A 23,589-nucleotide genomic window follows, 5' to 3' on the forward strand; every position below is an offset into this window, starting at 1 on the left:
AGGGAGAGAGGTTAAATGAAAGAGATATACAATGTGTTTCAAACAATGTTTACGGTTGTTGGTGCATTTATAGGAGGAATTCTAGGAGGGGTTGATGGATTTCTTTATGCACTTATAGTTTTTGTAGTTATAGACTACATTACAGGAGTTATGGCTGCAATATTAGAAAAGAGACTTTCAAGTAGCTTAGGATTTAGGGGGATTTTAAAAAAGGTATTAACTTTTATATTAGTAGGAACGGCTCACATTATAGACTCAAAACTTTTAGGTAGCGGTAGTGCAATTCGCACGGCTGTTATCTTTTTTTATATCTCCAATGAAGGTATAAGTATCGTAGAAAATGCAGCTAAGATAGGACTTCCAATACCGAAAAAACTAAAAGATGTTTTAAATCAATTCAAGAAGGAGGATGAGACTAATGGCTAGATTGTGTTTTGATTATGGCCATGGAGGTAATGATCCAGGAGCATGTTACAAAGGCAGAAAAGAATTAAATGATGTATTTGATATAGGAAGGGAAATAGCAGCAGAGGTAAGAAGACATGGAGTTATAGTTGATGAAACCAGAACAGAAGATGTAACTACTAGCTTAGAAGAGAGAAGTAATTTTGAAAATAGAAACAACTATGATTACTTCATAGCATTCCATAGAAATGCTTATAGTCCAGAAAAGGCAACGGGTGCAGAGACTTATATTTATTTAAATCCAGGGCAAGCAGCAAAAGCAATGGGAGAAAAGATTCAAACTTCAATGGTAGGCTTAGGGTTTGTAAATCGAGGTGTAAAAACAAAGGATCTTCATGTGCTTAGAAACACTAAGGCTCCTGCAGTTCTCATTGAGATGGGATTTATAGATAATACAAAGGATAACAACCTATTTGATAGTAAGAGAAGAGAAATAATAAAAGCCATTTCCAAGGCAATATTATCACAACTAGGAATAACCTATAAGGAAGAAGTATCAAATCCAGAAGTCATATCAACCACATTATATCGAGCTATGGCAGGATCATATTCACTTAGAAGTAATGCAGAAAAACAAATAGAGAAACTTAAAGCAGCAGGCTTTGATGCAACAATTATGGTAGTTAATAGATAACCGTTACTTAAGGAGTTTTGGTAGCGGTTTTAATTTTATACACCTTGACTTTTATCACCTTCAGAGTGATATATAGTAGTACCAATTTGATGGAAAGGAGAAAAATAAATGCGTGTAAGGATTATAGAGCCTATACAGAAAATACAAAATATAAAGAAAAAAGTATGTGCATACGCTAGAGTATCAACGGATCATAAGAGCCAAGAAGAGTCTCTAGAAAATCAAATACACTACTATGAAAATATCATTTCAAATAATCCGGAGTATGAGTTTGTAGGAGTCTTTGCAGATAAAGGCATAACTGGAACTACTGAAAATAGACCAGAATTTCAAAGAATGTTAGAGTTTTGTAGAGAAGGAAAAATAGATTTAATAATAACTAAATCGATATCAAGGTTTGCAAGGAATACAGCTTTAGTGCTTGAAACAGTAAGAGAATTAAAAGCCATAGGGGTAGAGGTTAGGTTTGAAAAAGAAAATATAAATACATTATGTGGGGACGGTGAGTTAATGCTTACCGTCCTCTCTTCTTTTGCACAAGAAGAAAGCAAAAGCGTAAGTGATAACCTGAAGTGGAGAGCTAGAAAGAAGTTTGAACAAGGGGAACTAATAATTAATACCACAAGGTTCTTAGGGTATGACAAAGATGAATATGGAGATTTAGTAATAAATCGACAACAGGCTAATGTGGTAAGAAGAATTTTTGAACAATACCTTTTGGGGAAAAGTGTATTTACAATTGCTAAAGAACTCAATTCAGAAGATATTCCAACGGTAGGTAATAGAGCATGGAGGGAAAGTACAATCTTAGGAATCTTAAAAAATGAGAAATATAAAGGTCATGCTATACTTCAAAAATACTATACACCAGACCACTTAAAAAAAGGTTCAGTAAGGAACAATGGAGTTATTGATAGCTATTATATTGAGGATAATCATTCACCTATAATCTCAATAGAAATGTGGCAGCAGGTCCAAGAAGAAATTAAAAGAAGGTCTAAAGCTAAAGGAAATAATGAGGGAGATACTTATAAATACACAAAAAGGTATCAACTAACAGGGATGCTATACTGCAGTAAGTGTGGCTCCACATTAAAGAGAAGAACTTGGAACAGTAATAATAAAAGTAAAAAGATAGTATGGCAATGTAGCAACTATATTAAAAATGGAAAGAGCGCTTGCGTAGGAACAGTTGTAGGAGATGAAGTAGTTAGCAAGCTTAATATAAAGGAAAAAACTATTGTGAAGGAGGAAATTAGAAATGGCAAGAAGTATTACAGTTATACCAGCAAGGTCAAGCAGCAACAATCTAGCACAGAACCTAGAACCACAGAAAAAGAAAATGGCAGCTTACTGCAGAGTATCAACAGACCAATTAGAACAGTTATCAAGCTATGAAGCACAGGTTAATTACTATACAACTTTTATAAACAGTAATCCAGACTATGAATTTGCCGGGATATTTGCAGATGAAGGTATAAGCGGTACAAACACTAAAAAGAGAGAACAGTTCAATAAAATGATACAGGCATGCAAGGCTGAAAATATAGATATGATAATAACCAAGTCCATATCAAGGTTTGCAAGAAATACTCTTGATACTTTGAACTATGTAAGGAGCCTTAAAGAATTAGGTATTGGAGTAATTTTTGAGAAAGAAAATATTAATACCTTAGATTCTAAAGGTGAAGTTTTACTTACAATTTTATCCAGTTTAACGCAAGATGAAAGTCGCTCAATATCGGAAAATTCGACATGGGGTATTAGAAGAAGGTTTGAACAGGGTAAGGTGACAGTAAATCATAAAAAGTTTTTAGGATATGATAAGGATGAAGAAGGTAACTTAATAATAAATGAAAAACAAGCTAAGATAGTTAGAAGAATTTATAAGGATTACCTTGATGGAAAAGGTTCAAATAGAATTGCAAGGGAACTTGAAGAAGACGGTATTAAAGGGTGGAATGGCAAAGTTAAGTGGTATGAAAGCACCATAAGAGGGATACTAACCAATGAAAAATATAAAGGTGATGCCTTGCTCCAAAAGACCTATACAGTAGATTTTCTCACTAAGAAAAGAGTAGATAATAAAGGTGAAGTTCCAATGTATTATGTAGAAGAAAGCCATCCAGCAATTATAGATAAAAAAATGTGGGAGGCAGTACAGCTAGAAATGGAAAGAAGGCGGGAATTTGCTGAAACCTATGGTGTATATAAACTAGACTATGCCACATTAGATAATCCTTTTTCAGGAAGAGTTATATGTGGATGTTGTGGTAGTACATTTGGAAGAAAAACATGGCATTCCACAAATGAAAATCTCAAAAGAAAAGTTTGGATATGCAGCAATAGGTATAAAATAAAAGGTGACAAAGGCTGCGAAAATAAACACATTGATGATAAGGTTTTATACAAGACTTTTATAAATACCTTCAATGCAATTATTGAAAATAAAGATTACTTTAGGTTGAAATGGAAGGACGGACTTAAAAGTGAGAATGTTTTAGTAAGGTATAGGGCAAAACAGTTTATAAAAATTATTGAAAATGCAGAGCCAATAAAGGCATTTGATGTAAATTTATTTTTAAGGATAATAGAGAAGATGACTATATTTGGAGGGGAAAAGATTATTGTAAGCTTGCTTGATGGGACTGAGATAGAAGTTGTAATTGAATAAAGAATTTTAAAGGAGCCAGTTGGAGTGATAGGTATAGTCACTTTGACTGGCTCTTTATTTTTTACGAAAAGTTTCATAAAATGTAACAAATAATATTTTGGGGTTAAATAATGGAAAAATTATGTGCATTGGTGTATGATTAAATTATGTTTTTCTATGTATTACTAAATCGTAGGAAAATGTAAAATATTTTAATTAATGATAAGTATTTTTATGACAATTATTATATAACTAATTAAATGTAAACAAAAAATATAAGAGAGGCTAGGAAAGTTGATAATATGAGTAGAGAGTTAAATATTGGTATAAAATTAACGAATGCGGCAATAAATCAAATAGAAAAGGTACTTGGAATAGTAAGTGACTATGATTATTCATATAGAACGGCTGATATATTGGAACAAATATTTGAAGAAGAATATTATGATTATTATCTACAAAATGCAACAAGAGGAGAAGATGAAGAAACAAAAGTAAGAATATTAATGGCTAGTGATACAGACAATAGATTGAACTTAAGTTTTATAAGTACTAACGATGATAAAATATTAGCTTTAGAAGGAGTAAACATAGATAATAAAAATTTCCTAATTATTAATGTTAAGCTTCTCCCTAAAAATGTTGGCAGTGATTCAAATAAATCTATTTTTGCAAAAGTAAAATTTTATTCCAATAATAGTATTAAATCATCAGCAGTACCAGAGGATATAATAGCACAATTAGGAGAAATGCCTAATGCACAAGAATTATATAGAAAAGTAGATAAGAATATTAAGGACTGGGATAATTATCTAGCTATAATAGAAGAAGGTGCTAAGAATTCCCAAATTGAAATAGAATATACAGGCTTTAAACAAGAAGACTCATTAACTCACTGTGTTTTTCATTTTAATAAATTTAACTCTGAACAGATAGAAAAGTTAAAAAAATTCAGAAATGAAAGAGTAGTTTTATTTTATAAAAAAAAGATAAATGATGCAACTGATAATGCTGAAAGTTTTCAGCTTGAAGATGAAGAAAAATGGGAAGATATAGAAGATTTTATAGGAACAATAGATAAGATTAATTTTAAAAATAATACAATGAAGGTTGAACTAGAGCCAGAGTTTCAAGAATTTGCTTTAGAGGGACAATTGGATTTTCCACAGATAGGAAACTTAAGAATTTCTAAAATGGGTGATTTGGCTCAAGCACGTAATTTGAGGAGAGGATTAAATCTTCTGAGAATAGGACAAGCTCATAATCCAGATTTAGATGTTATTTTATTTAACTCTAAAACACTTGGAGATAATATAGAAAATAAAATTATATTAGAAGAGAGTAATTTGCTACTTAAAACATTAAATAACAAACAAAAAGTAGCAGTAGAAGGTGTATTGAATGCTAAGGACTTATTTTTAATCCAAGGGCCACCAGGTACAGGTAAAACTACTGTTATTGCAGAAATTTGCTATCAAAATGCAATAAGAGGAAAGAAAACTCTTATATCATCTCAATCCAATCTTGCAGTAGACAATGCACTAAGTAGATTGATACATAATCCCAAAATTAGGGTGTTAAGAAAAGGTAATCTATCAAGGGTTGAAAAAGAGGGCGAAAAGTATACAGAAAATAATGTTGTTGATACATGGTTAAATAAAACAGCGGATTCTTGCACAGTTGAATTTGAAGCAAAACAGGAACTTCTTAATAAACTAAATAATTTAGAGGGTAGATTAGATAATATATGTTCTCTATATTCAATAAAAAATAAGCTAGAAAATAGCATATTAGATATGGACAGAAATTTGAAATGTAAAAATCAAAAATTAGAGAAAATATTAGAATCACAGGATGTACTTAATCAATATTTCTCTGATGTGGAAGGGGAAATATGGTCGGCTAAGAATATTTACGGTTTTTCAAATACTAACAGTATTATTCTAAGTACATTGCAGAATATTGCAAAAACATTAAAAATTCAGGTTTCTGACAATTCAATGAAAGGTAATGTAGATTTAGTTCAAGATACATTACAGAAAGAATTTAAGACAATACACGAAGAAATAGAAAAAGGTTTAACAATAAATGAAGCTAAACAAGCTGATAAAAAAGAAGTAGTGAAAAATATAGAATGGCTTGCTAAAATTAAAAAGTGTACAGATAAAGGAAAAATAAGTGATATTAAAAAAGAAGTAGATAAATGCATATTAAAAAATAATGATGAGCTTATTAAATATATAGTTTTACTAGAAGAAGAAGAGTTAAACAAAAACATAATAGTAAGTAAAATAGCCTTATTAAAGGATCTAAAAAGCAAGATAAATAAGAATATTAGCATCTTAGAAAGATTAAAAGCTGAATATAAGATAAAAGATATAGTTGTAGTAGAACAAGAATTAAGTCAAGATGTTAAGCAGGAAACTGTTAATAAATTTGAAGGTGAAGTAGCAAGTTTATATAATTTTAAACCAAATAAGTTTATTCTATTATTAGGATTTAAGAAAAAGTGGAAAGTAGACGTTATAACAAAGTTAAGTAATGGAGTATCATATCTAACTTCATTAGCTAACATGATAGAAAAATTGCAAGAAGAAAAGAAGATATGTGAGGGTAGCATTCAATCTCACATTAGTAAATTTGTTAATTCTTTAAGTCTAATTGATATTAGCTATAGACAAAAATTAGGCTATGTGGAAAATGAAATAGATTTAAATGTTAACAAAATACTAAAATTTGAAACACAATATCAAGAAAATAAGGAGAAAATATTAACTGAAATAAAAACAAAAGGTTTAATATATAAATTTAGTTTATTAATATATAAAGCTAGTATGGATAAACAAGTAAATGAAAAAAGCACAATTACAAATGAAATACAAGCTTTTAATAGCGATATCAATCAAATATTTAATAAGAAAGTGAACCTGGAGGAAACAGCTAAGTTCAAGGATGTAAGGAATTTCTATCTAGATATGTTAGTTCCTAAAAAGGAAATAATAGCTAATTATGTTGAAATAGTAGGTGAATGGATTAGTCGTATAAAACAAAAGAAGTATGGAGACAGAAATGAGTTAAAGGATTTATATATAAATACAGCAAATGTAATAGGTATAACGTGTGTGCAATCTGGGAATAGAGATTTTACAGAAAAGTATCCGGATTTTGATGTTGTAATAGTAGATGAAGTAAGTAAAGCAACACCACCAGAACTGGTACTTCCGATGCTCAAGGGTAAAAAACTAGTACTTGTTGGAGACCACAAACAATTACCCCCTATGATAGGATCAGAAACATTTGAAGAATTAAAAGTATTAAGTAATCAAGAAGTGGCAGTAGATTCTGAAGTAGATGATTTAGAGTATATGAAAAAGAGTTTATTTGAAGAATTGTTTATTAATGTAAGTGAAAAAAATAAGGTTATGTTAAATACTCAATACAGAATGCATAGCTCTATAATGCATACAATAAATCAATTCTATATTGACTCTGAAAATAGAGGTTTGATTTGTGGAGTAGAAAATGAAGAAATTACAAAAAATCATAAGTTAAATATGCATTATTTAAGTGAGAAAAATAATTTGATTTGGGTAGATATACCACTTCATAACAACTACAAGGAAGAAAAGAATGGACAAAATAGCTGCTATAATGAAACAGAGATTGAAGTTATAGATAAAATGCTTAAAGATATTAATGAGAGTTGCGAGGTACTTGGTCAAAAGAAAGAGGTTGCTGTAATAACTTTTTATGGCGCTCAGGCTAGATTATTGCAAAAGGAATTAGTGTCAAGCAACAAGTATAGGAATCTAAAGTTAAGAGTTGGTACAGTAGATAGATTCCAAGGGATGGAGAGAGAGATTGTAATTGTTAGCTTTGTTAGAAATAATAATAAAGGTGACATAGGATTTGCAAAAGATCCGAAACGTATAAATGTTGCTTTATCAAGAGCACAAAATTTACTTGTTATTGTAGGGTGCAGTGAATTATTCTGTGAGAAAAACTATCATAAAGAGGCAAGAGAAAATTATAAAAACGTGTTAAGAGTCGTTGATAGTTATAATGGAATAATAGATGCAAAAGAAATATTCAATTAAAGGGAGTTAAGCATTGATGTTTGAGATAGAAAGTAAATACTCTAAAGAAATACAAGAGCTTATTAATGAAATAGAAGAGAAACAAATAGGGGTGCAAGTAATCAAGGTAAAAGATTGGGCATTACCAATTAATAAGTACAATTTAGAACTAGAAATTAGTAAAGCAAAAAACTTAAATATAATAGAGGAATTTATAATTAAGATAGCTTTAGCTAACATGGGATATGAAGTTACAGAAGAGGTAATCCAATCAATGTTGGGACTTGATGAGGTTTTTACATCCCAATATATTAATAGGTTAGCTGATGCAGGAGTTATTGACAAAAAGGAACTTCCTAAACTACATGTAACTAAATTGGGAAAACAACAATTTGAAAAAGGACAAGTTCTTACTAAGGATAGAAAAGAAACAATAACTGCATTTATACAACCTAAATTTAAGTTGTTTTATAGCAAAGTGCATGATCAAAAATCAGTGTATCCATTGATGCATCTGGAAGATAATGAAACACTATTAGCAACAACAATAGAAAATGATTCAAAGCTTATGAATCAAGTAATAGATATAGCTAAAGAAGATAAAATAATTGTAAATAGAGAAAGTGTAAATCAGTTTGTTAGTAAGATTAATTCGGTAATTCCTATAGGTAATCCTGTAGGAATAAACTTCATAGAATTTTGGATATATGATATTATTGAAGATAAGCTATACTGTAGAGTTTGGGATTGTCAACAAGGCAGATATAACAATGAACTTAGCGAATACTTAATGAAAACTAAACCTTTAACCAAGAATGATTTTGAAATCAAGAATGAAGTATATGATACAAAAGATACTATACCAAATAAATATGAGGAAATATTTAAGGAAGAAGTTAAGGCTCAAAGAAGTGAAGGTACATCATCTAAGCTAACCTTAAGAATGGTTAGAGGTGGAGAGATAAAGAAAGAATTTGATAAGTGTTTGAATGCAGTAAAAAAATACTTATACATACAATCTCCCTGGATATCAGACTATGTTGTTGACAATAAGATGATAGAAGTATTTAAAAATTTAGTAAATAAAAATTGCAAGATATTTATATCCTGGGGAATTGCAAGGGATATAAATAAAGAGGATAGAAAACCAGCACAAGAGTTAATAGACCAATTAAGAAGTATAAAAGGACCTAATGGCATGCCTGGAGTATTTATTTATTGGGTAGGTAACCATCATAACAAAGAAATCATAGTGGATGACAACTCACACTTAGCAGGCTCCTTTAATTGGCTTTCATACAGAGGTGATTATTTACCAAGAGGAGAATCAGTTTATATAACTAATGATAAAGCAGCTATTCATGATGCTAAAATGTACTGGGAAGAACAGGTGTTTAACAAAGTATCTACAGAGATATGGAAAGAAGACTACATTAGAGAAATTAATGCTTTAATAAACTTGGAAACAACGGAGGTTAAAGCAAGAACAGTAATATTAGAAGAAATTAACAATCTATTTAAGCAGAAGGATAGCGAATCAGAAGTAAAGTTATATAATATAGCTTTAATATACTTTAGAAACCAATTGTTTGATGATGTGTTTATAAATATTATTTCAAACTTAATAGAGAAAAATAAATATCTAAGAGAAAGTTATATTATGATAAACTATCTTAAAAAGAACAATAATTCTAAGATATATGAAGGTATAATTGAAAAATATAAAGACAAGTTTATTGAATCTCAAATTATTAATGATAAACTTAAACCGCATAACTCTTTAAATAAAAAGAATATTGCAAATGAATTAAAATTCAAATAAAGTTCGGTTTTCAATTCAATCTGAGATTAAAATATTTAAGCAATCAAAATTTTCAGTGTAAAGGCTGTAAAGGTATTGTAGAGTGAGAGGTGGATCATGAAGTTAATTTTAAACGAAACCCCAAAGTGGACTAAGAAACATATGGATTTTTTCAGAAAATATGAACAGAGCTATGGTATTTCTATATCTGAAGCTCTTTATCAAGAAGAATTAAATAATATCATAAATGGTAATCCAAGTCCAAGATGCTGTACTAGCCAATGGTGTTATGAAATATTTGAAAATGATTTGTATTTAGGTGATATAATAACTAACGAGGATAATGAAATAGATATATTGATATTTGATGAGTATGCTGGAAATAGTTATGCTTATATGGCTATAAAGTTATTTTTGGAAGAACATCATACATCTGGATTATGTTTTGAAGCAGTAGTAAGAGAGGAAAACAAAGAGAAGGAAAGAATTAAAAATGTACTTAATAAAGTAGGTTTTTATAATGTAGAAACCAGTATAGAAGGTAATGAAATTTGGCAATTTAAATAAATTATAGATACTAGTAATAATTAATGCATTAAAGAAGATTTTTAAAGAATTTAAAACAGGAGATTATATATAATGCATAGACCCCATCTATAAAAACAACCCCTAAATTCAAAGGGTGGCGTAGGGGGTCTAATCCCAATATTAATGCGTATTAGTATCATCTTTCTATCAAAACACACGTTGAGACAGTCGTTAAGCTTACGAAGAGCGCAGCGATGAAGTAAGCTTTACGAATGTCCATGCAAGGGCTCCCCAAGAATCCTAGCGAAGCGACGGATGATTGGCAGGAGACTACTGCTGAGACGGTTGTTAAGCTGCAAAGGAAACACAGTTAGAACCTTGAGAAATCAAGGTTTTTTCTTATGGGAAAAATCAATATGTTTCCGAAAATATGGTTAGGAAACTATTAATGATAGTTAACGTACTTGGTAGGTTTTAAATCATAAAAAGATGTCCAAGTTTATTGCTATTGTTCGATATAAAGAATATAATAAAAATATTGATTATATAAGATGGGGGGATGGCTATGGATTATATTACAGCTCAAGAGGCAGCGGAAAAATGGAAAATTACAAGACGTAGAGTACAGATATTATGTGTTGAAGGTAGAGTGGAAGGTGCAATAAAAAAGGCTAATTTATGGTTGATCCCTATCAATGTAGAAAAGCCATTAGATAAAAGAAAAACACGTTATTGTGTCAATGAGTAGTTAGAATAGGTACAGAGGGGGAGAAAAAATTGAAGCCACCAAAGGTATTAGATAATAAGCTAAATGGAAAGGTTTGTGATGAACTGAAGGAAAATTTTAAAAAAGGATCTAAGCTTTCAGTAATATCTGCTTACTTTACTATTTATGCTTATGCTGAACTGAAAAAAGAATTGGCAAAAATAGATAGTATGAAATTTATATTTACTGAACCAACTTTTGTTAAGAAAGATAGAGAATTAATTCGAGAGTACTATATCGAGCATGATAATGAAAAGAAAGTTTCAGGAAATGAATTTGAAATTAAATTGAGAAATGAAATGAAACAAGCCGCTATAGCAAAAGAATGTGCAAGATGGATTGAAGAAAAGGTTGAAATTAAGTCATTAAAATGTGCCAATCCAGCACAGCCAAGACTTGTTTACATAGAAAATGAAGAAGATAATATGTCTATTAATGGTACAGTTGATTTTACATCTGATGGATTAGGAATTACAAGCTCTAATCGATTAGATAGCAATATGTGTATATATGGTAAAGAATTCACAGTAAGTTTTTTAAAGTCTTTCAATGAATTATGGCAAGATGAAAATGCTGTAGAAGATGTAAAACAAAAAGTATTGGAACAAATGCAAGTATTATATAAGGAGAATACACCAGAGTTTATTTATTTTGTTACTTTATATAATATTTTTAGTGAGTATCTTGATGAACTAACGGATAATAAGATTGTGAAAAGCCGCACTGGATTTAAGGATACTGCTATTTGGAACAAACTTTATAAATTCCAAAAAGATGGTGTTATGGGAGCTATCGATAAGATTGAAAAATATAATGGCTGTATTATTGCAGACAGTGTAGGTTTAGGTAAAACTTTTACAGCTCTTGCGGTTATTAAGTACTATGAACTTAGAAATGATAGGGTGCTGGTCCTTGCACCTAAGAAACTTCGTGATAACTGGACTATTTATACTCAGAATGACAAACGTAATATTTTTTATGGAGATAGATTTAACTATGATGTACTTAATCACACTGATTTAAGTAGAAATAGCGGTTATTCAGGAGAAATTAATCTTGCAACAATTAACTGGTCAAATTATGATTTAGTGGTAATAGATGAAAGTCATAACTTTAGAAATAATCCACCTGTTAAAGGCAGGACTACTCGTTATGAGCGTATGATGAATGATATTATTAAATCTGGTGTAAAAACTAAGGTTTTAATGCTATCTGCTACTCCAGTAAATAATAAAATGAATGATATTAAAAATCAGATTGCTTTTATCACTGAGGGGCGCAACAATGCTTTTGAAAGCGTTGGACTTAATAATGTGGAGATGATATTAAGAAAAGCACAAATGGTCTTTAATAAATGGTCACTACTCCCAGATGAAGAGCGTACCACAGACTGTTTTGTTGAAATGATGGATATTGATTATTTCAAACTTCTTGATACTATTACCATAGCACGTTCTAGAAAGCATATCGAGAAGTATTATAATCTAAGTGAAATAGGCAAATTTCCATCAAGATTGCCACCACAAAATAAGTACCCAGAGATTGATGCCTATAATGAGTTTCCACCTATTGAGAATATTAATAGGCTAATTAAGAAATTAACTCTTTGTGTTTATTCTCCCCTAGGCTATGTATTGCCAGAGAAACGAAGAGAATATGAAAAGAAATATGATGTAGCTGTTGGTGAAAACCAATCAGTTTTTAAGCAGATTGATAGAGAGCAAAGTTTAGTTGGTCTTATGCGTGTTGGTATCCTAAAACGTATGGAAAGTTCGATTTATTCATTTGCTCTAACTGTAGATAAAATTCTTTGTAAGATAAATAAAACTATAGACATGATTGAACAAAAGCAATTTGACTATGACCCAGAAATGAATATTAATGATATTGATCTTGATGATGCTGAATTTGAAAATTTAATGTTTGGTAACAACGTTAAGGTTTTATTGCAAGATATGGATATTATTAAGTGGAGAGAAGATCTTATTTCCGATATGAATAAACTTAATAGCATTTTGGAAGAAGCTAAGAAAGTGAGTCCAGAGCGTGATGCAAAGCTTATAGAATTATCTTCACTTATAAAAGAAAAAATAGAAAATCCAATTAATAAAGGTAACAGAAAGATTATTATTTTTACAGCATTTGCAGATACTGCAAAGTATTTATATGAGAATCTTGCAGTTAAGTTAGAGAAGAAACATATATATTCTGCTATGGTAACAGGTTCAGGGGATAATCAATCTACATTTCCACTTACTAAGGAATTGAAGAAGCAGATTAAAATAACAGATTTAAACACGGTATTAACACTATTTTCCCCTAAGTCAAAAGAGTGTGCAAAGATATTTCCAGATGTTACAGAAGAAATAGATATTCTTATTGCTACAGATTGTATTTCAGAGGGCCAAAATTTACAGGATTGTGATTATTTGATTAATTATGATATACACTGGAATCCTGTTCGCATTATTCAAAGATTTGGACGTATAGATCGTATTGGTTCAACGAATGAGGTTATACAGTTAGTAAATTTTTGGGCTACTAAAGATCTTGATGAGTATATTAATTTGCAACAGCGTGTTAAAGGAAGAATGGTTCTTCTTGATGTTTCAGCAACGGGTGAGGAAAATGTTATTGAAGCTGATGAAGGGCGTGAAATGAAAGATTTGGAATATCGTAAAAAGCAGCTTCAAAGGTTACAGACAGAGGTTGTAGACCTTGAAGATATCTCAGGAGGCATTTCCATTACAGATTTAACATTTAATGATTTTAAAATTGATCTTATGGTATATATGGAAAATAATAGAAATAAGCTAGTAGATGCACCTAATGGTATGTATGCTATTACAACAATAGATGAAATACTGCGTGATACTGTTAAACCAGGAGTAATCTTTACTTTGAAACAACTTAAAGGTACTGAGCAAACAAAAGAACAGAATGCATTGTTTCCTTACTATCTTGTTTATGTAACTGATGATGGAGAGGTGAAACTAAGCTTTTTGCATGCAAAAAAGATTCTAGATTATTATAAAAAGCTATGTTCAGGTCAAAATGAGGTTATACAAGATCTTGTAAGTGAATTTAATAGCCAAACTGAAAATGGTCGTAAGATGAATCGGTATTCTGGATTGCTAGAAACTGCAATTGAAAATTTAATAGGGAAAAAACAAGAAATAGGAGTAGGCAGTTTATTTAGTAAGGGTGGTACAACTATGCAAAAAAGTTTCTTTGATGGAATGGAAGATTTTGAACTAGTAAGTTTTTTAATCTTAAAATAGGTGGGGGATTTATGGACATAGGAAAATATTTAAGTATTCCTGCTTCATGCAGTGTTGAAAATACAATCTATAAAAAGCTTTTTTATGATAATGCAGATCTATCAACTAAAGATAAGAATTTGTTTGTAGATAACATTAATAAAATTACATGGGTTTATTGTATGAAACCAGAAACTATAAATATTCAAGTTTATGAAGATGAAGATTATGATTACTCAGAAATTGAAGTTATAGACGTTGAATTAACGGAGAATATAAGTATAAAGAGAATCGCTGAAATTATTATGCGTACTATTCCATACCCAATTCTACTAATTTTTAGGTTAGATAATAAACTACAATTGCATACTGCACACCAAAGAATTAATAAGAATGATAGTAGCAAGAATACAATAGAAGAATTTATTTCAACAGAGTGGATTTCTGAGAAGTGTGTATTATTTGAAAAGTTAAACATTAAAAATATGAGATGCTCTAACTATTACACCCTATATAGTGATATAGTGGATGCCATTAGTGTTTTTAATCTAAATTCTAAAATATCAGTAGAAGATGATGTTACAGGTGAAGAGGCACGAAAAATTACCAAGCAAATAGAGGACTTAGAACAGAAAATATCTATACTGAAGAGCAAACTTAATAAAGAAACACAGTTTAATCGTAAAATGGAGCTCAATATTCAAATAAAGAAGTTAGGAGAGCAAAAAAACAAATTAGTTGGAGGAAAAATAGATGACAGAAGTTAATCTAAATGGGCAAAGCCTTGACATCGTTCAAGAAAATATTAAAAAGCTAAAGCAACTTTTTCCAGAGATAGTGACAGAAGATAAAGTTGATTTTGAGAAGTTGCAGGCGGTGCTTGGCAATTATGTAGAAAAGGATAATGAAAGCTATCGTTTTACTTGGTATGGAAAAAGTGATTCTTTTAGAAAATCACAAACCCCATCAACTGGTACGTTGCGACCATGTATTGAGGACAGCAGGGATTGGGATAATACACAAAACCTTTATATAGAGGGAGATAACCTTGAAGTATTGAAATTACTACAGAAAAGTTATAACAATCAGGTTAAAATGATATACATCGACCCACCATATAATAAAGATAAAGACTTTATATATCCTGATAAATGGAGTGATACCATTAAGGCGTATAAGAAAATTACAGGGCAGGTTGATGAAGAAGATAATGTAATAAGTTCGGATATTGAGGGTGAAGGGGGAAAGCATACCAATTGGCTTAATATGATGTACCCGAGATTACGTCTTGCAAATAATTTATTAAAAGATGATGGTGTTATATTTATTTCAGTTGATGATGATGAAGTTGAAAATTTAAAAAAGCTTTGTAATGAAGTCTTTGGAGAAGAGAATTTTATAGCAAAAATAGTTCACAAAAATAATTCTATGAAAAACCAGACTAAACTTATTGGTGTTACAACAGAATATATCTTAGTTTATAGCAAAGATAAAAATGAGTTAAAAAATGTTCAATGGAGAATATTTAAAAAAGGAGCTAAAGATATTGATACTAAGTTCAAACAACTGAAGGGCAAAGGATTATCATTAGAAGAAATAGAAATAGAGATTAAAGAGATGTATACAAGACCGAAGTATTCTCATTTAAGTCGCTGGAATAAAGTTGATGAAAATGGAGTATTTAAAGATGCTGATTTATCAAGAGAAAATGGATATAAACACTTTACAATAATTAATCCGGAAACTGGAAAAGAATGTGTAATACCTAAACGTGGTTGGGGCAAATCTTATGATGAATTATTAAGATTACAGAAAGAAAATTTAATATGGTATGGAGATGAAAGTACACCCCCAGGCATGAAAGACTACATTACGACGGATGATGTGTCTGTGCCAGATAATTTTTGGTATTTTGATAGTTCAATAGATACAAGGTGGCTAAAAACAGTTTTTGGTGACTTAGTTTTTGAAAATCCTAAACCAATTGAGATGATAAGGCAATTGATAGATTTACATATACAAGATAATGATATAGTAATAGACTTTTTCTCAGGGTCTGCTACAACGGCTCATGCAGTAATGCAATTAAATAGTGAAAAGACTATTAAATGCAGATACATTATGGTACAGTTACCTGAAAATTTAGATGTTATGTTGGAAAAGGCGGATTCTATTGCAAAGAAAACAATAAAAGCAGCTATTAAATTTTTGGATTCCATTGATAAACCTCATTATATTACTGAACTTGGTAAGGAACGTATTCGCAGAGCTGGTGAAAGCATTAAAGCAGAGCTTACTCAAAAATATGAAGCATATCAGCAAAAGCAAGAAACACTACTTGATACTAATAAGGAGCAAGCACCTATGAATCCAGATGATTTAGATATTGGGTTTAAGGTATTGAAATTAGATGATTCTAATCTGAAAAAATGGTCGGTTGATGTTGGCGAAGACTTCTATAAGGAAAGCAAAGAAGGGCAAAATGCAATTCTATCTGAAATGCTTGGATTTGAAGTCAATAACTTTGTGGATGGTAGAAGTGAGCTTGATGTAGTATTTGAAATTATGATAAAATATGGCCTTGATCTTAACTATCCTATTGAAACATATACCTTTGATGGGAAGAACGTATATAGTATTGGGTATGGTGGCTTAATCATTTGTCTTGACAATGATATTAATCCAGAGCTTGCAGATAAGATTGTTAACTTAATTAAGGATCTTGAGCCAAGTATGGTACGTGTAGCTGTACGTGATTTAAGTTTTAATATGGACTCTGCTAAGACAAATTTTAAAGAAACACTTAAAAATGGTGTATATGCTTATTTTGATAATAGGGCTGATAAGACTAATAAAGAAAATCAATTTAAGTTTATTACTATTTAAGGGGGAGGTAAGAATGGCTATTAAATTTAACCCCGATTTAGATTATCAAAATGGTGCTATACGTTCAGTTGTAGGAATTTTTGAAGGCCAAGATAAGACATATAGTAATTTTACAATCTATGATCCAATTAAGTATCCTACACAGATGACAGCAGGAGGGGGAACGGAACATAACGAAATAGGTGTTGCTAATAAATTAGTTTTAGATGTGGACGAAATTTCAAATAATCTTAAAGCAGTACAAAAAGAAAATCATTTAAAGGAAACAAAGGCTCTTAAAGATGGAAAATATAATTTTGCAATTGAGATGGAGACAGGAACAGGTAAAACATATGTATACTTAAAAACCATAATGGAACTGCATGAAAAATATGGGTTTAAGAAATATATTATATTGGTACCAAGTGTTGCAATTAAAGAAGGGGTATTAGCTTCACTTAAAATGCTAAAATCACACTTTGAATATCATTATGATGGTGAAAGTTATCATGATTTTCAATATTCCTCTGATAGACTTAATGAACTAATGGGTTTTGCCAGAAGTGATAAAATTGAAATTATGATTATGACTATCCAGTCCTTTGATAGTGATAACAAAGTTCTTAATTCAAAGAGTCAAAAACACTTAGAAAAAACAAATGGGGTAAAACCTATTGACATCATAAATAGAACTTGCCCTATTGTTATTATTGATGAGCCACAGACTACCTCTGCTAGTGAACAAAGAAAGAAGTACATTGAAAAGCTAAATCCGTTATGTACTTTACAGTATTCAGCAACACATAAGGAAAATAAGGATGTTCATAAAGTTTATCGCCTAACAGCTGTAGATGCTTATATTAAAAAGTTGGTAAAAGAGATTGAGGTTGCTAGTGTTATTCCTAAAAATGATCATAACTACGCTTATGTAAAACTACTAGATGTAACCGCAACAAAAAATAAAATAACGGCAAAGATTGAAATTGATGTTAGAGATAAGAAAACCTCGGTTGTAGAGCGTAAAGTAGTCAAAGTTACACCACATGATGATCTGTTTGATTTGTCTGGTGAGAGAGAAATTTATTCAAATATGCGTGTAGATAAAATGACAATTCAACCCAATAAAAGTATTGAGATAAATGGGAAAATTATTTTTACCGAGGGAATCATTAATAATTTTGATGAAGATCTTTTAAAACGTACACAGATTAGAAAAACTATTGAAGAGCATTTTGAAAAGGAAAAGAGACTGAATCCAAAAGGTATTAAGGTTCTTAGCTTATTCTTTATTGATAAAGTTGCCAATTATAGAAGTTGGGATAAGGAAATGCAAATTGATGGTAAGTTTTTAACCTGGTTTGAGGAAGCGTATAAAGAGGTTGCAAAAAAATATATTGATGATACTGATATTGTTAGCATCAAGGATGATGTGAAAAAAGTACATCAAGGGTATTTTGCAGAGGATAATAAAAAACACTTTAAGAATACTAAGGGTGATTCTGCTGACGATATTAAAGCATACGAATCCATTATGAAAGATAAGGAATATTTGCTTAATTTTAGCAATTCAATACGTTTTATATTTTCCCACTCTGCACTTCGTGAAGGTTGGGATAACCCTAATGTGTTCCAAATATGTACATTGAATGAAAATTCTAAGAGCAATGATAAGAAGCGTCAGGAGATTGGTCGTGGACTTCGTCTATGCGTTAAGCAAGACGGTGAACGTGTTTATGGATTTGAAACCAATACACTTACAGTAATGGCAAATCAAAGTTACGAGGACTTTGCAAAGCAACTGCAAACAGAAACAGAACAAGATGGTGGATTTAAATTTGGTAGTATAGAGCATATTTCTTTTGCTGCCATAGAAATACCAACTGATGGCGGTATAATAAATATGACAGAGCAAGAATCAAGTAAACTATTTGAATTTTGTAAGAGCAAGGGCTATATTGACTATGATGGAAAAACTACTGATGAATTAAAGAAAGATATTAGAAATAGCACGGTTGAAATACCAGAAGAATTCAAGAAGTATGAATATGAGGTTATTGAATACTTCAAAAAGGTATGTGGTAATCTTAATATCAAGGATAAAGATAACACTGTTAAGTATAGGCAAAACAAACGTGTTATTTCTGACAATCCACATTTTATAGAGCTCTGGAATAGAATTAAGGATAAAACAAGGTATTCAGTTGAGTATGATACAAGTAGCCTTATTTCTACCTGTGCCAACAAGCTAAAGGAACTTAGAGTAGATGGTATAGAAATTGAATATACAAAGAGCAAGATAAAGCAAAATACAACTGGTATAGATGGAAAAATTACTCATACAGAATTTAACTATGTTGCAAGCAGAAACAGATATTTACCTGATATAATATCCTTCTTGCAGAACGCAACTAATTTAACAAGAGGTACTATTGTGGAAATTTTAAAACAAAGTTCAACACTTTATATGTTCCACATTAACCCACAGAGATATATGTCGGACGTGGCTGAGATAATTAATCGAGTATTAATTGGATTTATCCTAAGTGGTGTTAAGTATACCAAACTAGAAGGGCAAGAGTTCTATTTGCAAGAGGTATTTCCAGATGATGAATTGCAAGGCTGCTTAATTACTGAACTTGTAAAAAGTGATAGAAGTGTATATGAATATAATCGTTATGATTCAAGTGTTGAACGTGATTTTGCAAAGGCATTACAAGATGACGACAGGGTTATTGTTTATACAAAACTACCTACAAAGAAATTTGTTATACCTACACCAGTGGGCGAATACACACCTGACTGGGCAATAGTAATGAATAAGGATGATAGCCAAAAACTTTATTTTGTAGTAGAGACAAAGGGCAGTATAGATGAAGATGATTTGAGAAGTATAGAGCTACTAAAAATTAAGTTTGGTAAAAAGAGATTCGAAGATGTTGGTGGTGCAGGATATATTCTTGCAAACAAGCATGAGGTTTTTGTACGAGAAGCAAGTAAAAGTTATAATACTGGAGGAAAATAATATGGCAGATATTAAATTTGAGATAAAGAAAGAATTGGGAATTTTAGATGAATCATCTAAAGGATGGAAGAAAGAATTAAATCTAATTAGCTGGAATGACAAAGAAGCTAAGTATGACATTAGAGAATGGGATGCTGAACATAAGAAGATGGGTAAGGGTGTTACATTTACTATTGAAGAACTAAAGAAGCTTAAAGAGATATTAAATGAATTAGATATGTAAAAGTATAAGTAACATTAGAAAAAGGTACAGTACTGTTACTGTGCCTACTTTTTTTAGGGGGGCTTGTTATTTGAATAATATAGAAATATTTGAAGAAATAAAGAAATTTTCTGGTATGGGTAAGTTATCAGTTTTTGTAGGCGCAGGTGTTTCAAAATTATCTGGTTATCCTTCATGGAGTGGGTTAATTAAAGAAATGGCCGATGAAATTGGTTATAAATATAATAATGACAAAAAAGGAAATCCTATTTTTTCTTCAGAAGAATTATTGAAAGTACCACAAATGTATTTTATCTGCTTAGGTGAGATTAAATATCGTGAAAAAGTACAAGAATGCTTCAACAATGACTGTAAACATAATGAAATTCATGATTTAATTATGTCATTAAATCCTAAACATATATTAACAACGAACTATGATACATTAATTGAAGAGGCTGCTGTCAAATTTGGAAGGAACTTTAGTGTAATAAATTCTGATAAAGTGGTATCAGAAACTGAAAATACAAATTATATTGTTAAAGTTCATGGGGATTTTTCAAGTGAATTTGTGCTGAAGGAGCAAGACTATTTAGATTATGAAAATAAGTATGAACTCATCGACAATATTGTAAAAACTATATTTGCCACTAGTTTGGTTGTTTTTATTGGGTATGGACTTAATGATTATAATATCAAGCTGATCTTGAATTGGGTTAAAAATGTTCAATCAGATTCATTTGTAATGCCGATATTTGTACATACTGGTGACGTATTGAGTGATATTGAAAAACAGTATCAAAAGGGTCGGGGCTTGAGAATACTTGACTGTAATGATTATACAGATGACAAAGAATATGTTGTGAAATATAGTAAAGTCCTTGAGGGAATTTTATCATATAATGCTACAGCAAAGTTGGATGATAAACAAAATAAGTTACAATATATGTATGATAAAGTTGCAGGAATTCAAAATTTATCTTATGTTAGACGAAAAGATTTTGATAGAATTTTTACTGGAGAATATGAGTTGAATGATGAATGGAAAATAGTTAATAAGACTATTGTTCGAGAATTAGATAAAGATTTTAAGGATATAACCTCATTAAAGCTAAATTATTTTGAAGATTATTATGAAAACAAAGAAGAATATCAAAAAATAAATAGGCATCAATGCAATATAATAGATCTTTTCATTAATAAGAGTGGTATTAATGGTATTCAACATGATAACCAATACTTTAAATTTTCAAATGTAGAAATTAAAAATTTAGCATTTTATTGTAAATATAATGAAATATATGAGTTTTGTGAAACTCAGTACAATGAATTAAAAGATAATTACAAAAAAGCATATTATTTAGCACAGCTTGGAGAATATGCTTCAAGTTATGAATTATATACATCAATTTTAGAAGTTGCAAAGCAAAACGAGCAATGGGATATATATTACTTTTCCCAGATTAATAGAAGCTATTTATTTTCGATAATTAAACAAATGAATGCACATACAACAGGATTTCATGGTGCAATTAATTTTGGACAAGAATTACGATTGTTTGATGACGAGTTTCTTAAAAAGATTAATCTTGAGATGAACAATCATCAGCTTGAAGAACAGTTTTTTGAATTACCTTATATATTTAAAAGCAAGTATCATTTCTTAGATGCATATTCTGTAAGAAATTGTTATACAGATGAAAGCGTAAAGCTTTTAAAGGAAAAGTATGAATCGGAAAAAGCATTAACTAAAGATACCGCATATTTTGGATTATCAAAATTTGATAAATTGAAATTGGATATGCTTGAAACAACAAAATTTATTTATGACAATATGCTGTTATTTTCTGGATTTGACGAAAATAAACTTTACGTTAAAAATGCAATGATAACTTGGCTTGAATCATATGTCAAAGAAGCTAACAAAGATGAATCAGAAATTTTTGGCTATATATCGAATTCTAGATGCAAGTTTACTTTGGATGATATTATTTTAATATCGAAAACTTTTAAAATGGATGATATTGATTATTTAATTAACAAAGTAGATTTAAAAAAGGTTCCCTTTGATGAGAGTAAGAACTTAGAAGATTATATCACTGCTAGCATAAATTTTTATTCTGCAAAGTTTAATGGTACATTAAAGGGTGGAGAAATATTTTTATGGAAATTATATGATGAAGAAATCAAAAATTTACTTACAATTTCATCATATTTCTTAAAGAACCAAGATTGCATAAAAAATGTTGTTAAGTTCATTATTGACTTACAAGATGGCCGTTATATTGTTTATGACAGAATCAAATTATTAAACAAATGGATTTGGAGTGCCAAAGCACGAGGAGTAGAAATTTATCTTGAAAAATGGATATTGGAAAAGCTTAAAGGAATGCAAAATGGTTTTATACCTGAATTTAAATTAGAACATCACTTAAATGATGTTAGCATTATTGCAGATACCTTACAAAGTTATTCATATGAAAGCGGATATAAATGTAATTTAATCTCAGAATATATTCTGAACAATGAAGCGTTACTTAAGAAAATAGCTTCATCGATAAGTTGCCTATATAATACCTTAAATGATGCTGCAAAGAAATGTGTAGATGATATTCATGAAATAGAAGATGTGTTTCAATTAATTGAGAGAAGTCAGATTGGTGAATTGCCAGATAAAATTGATAGAGAAAAAATAGTGAAATCATATCTTGAGAATGAACTTGAAAAGAAAGTGCAAAATGGCAACAATGGAATTATTCGATATGGATATCCTAGTTCGGAGGATCATATTGCTCAGGTAGCTACATTCATGTTGATCGATAAATTTTCAGCAGAAATAGTAGATAACTATAGTGGCAATTGGGATCAGTATGATTTTTTACTATCTCCTAATAAATTTAATAAAAATAACTTTAAAATCCAATGGCTGTTTACATATTCATTAGAATTGCTAGGGTATTTAAAAAAGAATCAAATTCAAAAACAGATTATTGAAGAGGTAATTGAAAGTGCCATTTCAAGTAAATCTCTAGAAATACATCAAATGAAAATATTATTTAGTGTATATCAATTTATGAATCAGTAAGCATGTACTTGATTTTTTCTTGGATTTAGAGTATTAATATACACCAATCAATGGATTAGAGGTAGTACAAGTGACTGATTATCAAAAAGAAAAGATTAAGGAACTACAAAAATGTCCTCACAAATGGGTTAGGCACTTGTAGCAAGTATTTTCCAAGGAAAATACTAAAACCCCTGGGTACGCCAAGCAAGGGCGTAACGGGATATGAAAGCGAAGCTTTCATATCTACTAT

General features: G+C 30.3%; 14 protein-coding genes. All 14 read left to right on the top strand.

The window, feature by feature from the left end:
• Window positions 1-15 precede the first annotated feature (15 nt).
• Window positions 16-426 carry a phage holin family protein gene (locus RSD37_RS11490; protein ID WP_346946881.1) on the top strand — a complete coding sequence of 137 codons (411 nt, stop codon included), beginning with the start codon at window positions 16-18 and terminating at the stop codon, window positions 424-426.
• The gene (locus RSD37_RS11495; protein ID WP_346946882.1) at window positions 419-1,099 is read left to right on the top strand and encodes an N-acetylmuramoyl-L-alanine amidase; all 681 of its coding nucleotides are present in this window, start codon (window positions 419-421) and stop codon (window positions 1,097-1,099) included. The genes RSD37_RS11490 and RSD37_RS11495 overlap by 8 nt, the downstream gene beginning before the upstream one ends.
• A 108-nt stretch (window positions 1,100-1,207) precedes the next feature.
• Entirely contained in the window at window positions 1,208-2,497 is a 1,290-nt protein-coding gene (locus RSD37_RS11500; protein WP_346946883.1) for a recombinase family protein, read from the top strand.
• The gene (locus tag RSD37_RS11505; protein WP_346946896.1) at window positions 2,442-3,773 is read left to right on the top strand and encodes a recombinase family protein; all 1,332 of its coding nucleotides are present in this window, start codon (window positions 2,442-2,444) and stop codon (window positions 3,771-3,773) included. The genes RSD37_RS11500 and RSD37_RS11505 overlap by 56 nt, the downstream gene beginning before the upstream one ends.
• 281 nt (window positions 3,774-4,054) lie before the next feature.
• Entirely contained in the window at window positions 4,055-7,849 is a 3,795-nt protein-coding gene (locus RSD37_RS11510; protein ID WP_346946884.1) for an AAA domain-containing protein, read from the top strand.
• A 16-nt stretch (window positions 7,850-7,865) separates the two neighbouring features.
• Complete coding sequence (locus tag RSD37_RS11515; protein WP_346946885.1) at window positions 7,866-9,650, top strand: hypothetical protein; 1,785 nt, start codon at window positions 7,866-7,868, stop codon at window positions 9,648-9,650.
• A 96-nt stretch (window positions 9,651-9,746) separates the two neighbouring features.
• Window positions 9,747-10,196, top strand: coding sequence for an N-acetyltransferase (locus RSD37_RS11520; RefSeq protein ID WP_346946886.1), 450 nt, complete (start codon window positions 9,747-9,749; stop codon window positions 10,194-10,196).
• Window positions 10,197-10,722: 526 nt separating this feature from the next.
• Window positions 10,723-10,905 carry a DNA-binding protein gene (locus tag RSD37_RS11525; protein ID WP_346946887.1) on the top strand — a complete coding sequence of 61 codons (183 nt, stop codon included), beginning with the start codon at window positions 10,723-10,725 and terminating at the stop codon, window positions 10,903-10,905.
• Between the two features lie 29 nt (window positions 10,906-10,934).
• On the top strand, window positions 10,935-14,204 hold the full coding sequence (locus RSD37_RS11530; protein WP_346946888.1) for a helicase-related protein: 3,270 nt from the start codon (window positions 10,935-10,937) through the stop codon (window positions 14,202-14,204).
• Window positions 14,205-14,215: 11 nt separating this feature from the next.
• Entirely contained in the window at window positions 14,216-14,950 is a 735-nt protein-coding gene (locus tag RSD37_RS11535; RefSeq protein ID WP_346946889.1) for a DUF4391 domain-containing protein, read from the top strand.
• Entirely contained in the window at window positions 14,937-17,069 is a 2,133-nt protein-coding gene (locus tag RSD37_RS11540; protein WP_346946890.1) for a site-specific DNA-methyltransferase, read from the top strand. Before RSD37_RS11535 ends, RSD37_RS11540 begins: the two co-directional genes overlap by 14 nt.
• A gap of 13 nt (window positions 17,070-17,082) precedes the next feature.
• Window positions 17,083-20,070 (top strand): DEAD/DEAH box helicase family protein, encoded by a 2,988-nt coding sequence (locus RSD37_RS11545; protein ID WP_346946891.1) that lies wholly within the window; start codon window positions 17,083-17,085, stop codon window positions 20,068-20,070.
• A 1-nt stretch (window position 20,071) separates the two neighbouring features.
• Window positions 20,072-20,293: a PC4/YdbC family ssDNA-binding protein gene (locus tag RSD37_RS11550; RefSeq protein ID WP_346946892.1), complete on the top strand. Its 222-nt coding sequence runs from the start codon at window positions 20,072-20,074 to the stop codon at window positions 20,291-20,293.
• Window positions 20,294-20,363: 70 nt separating this feature from the next.
• Window positions 20,364-23,357, top strand: a complete 2,994-nt coding sequence (locus RSD37_RS11555) for an SIR2 family protein (RefSeq protein WP_346946893.1) — start codon at window positions 20,364-20,366, stop codon at window positions 23,355-23,357.
• Window positions 23,358-23,589: the final 232 nt, after the last annotated feature.

It is taken from the genome of Clostridium sp., assembly GCF_036646415.1.
Lineage (GTDB): Bacteria > Bacillota > Clostridia > Clostridiales > Clostridiaceae > Clostridium_J.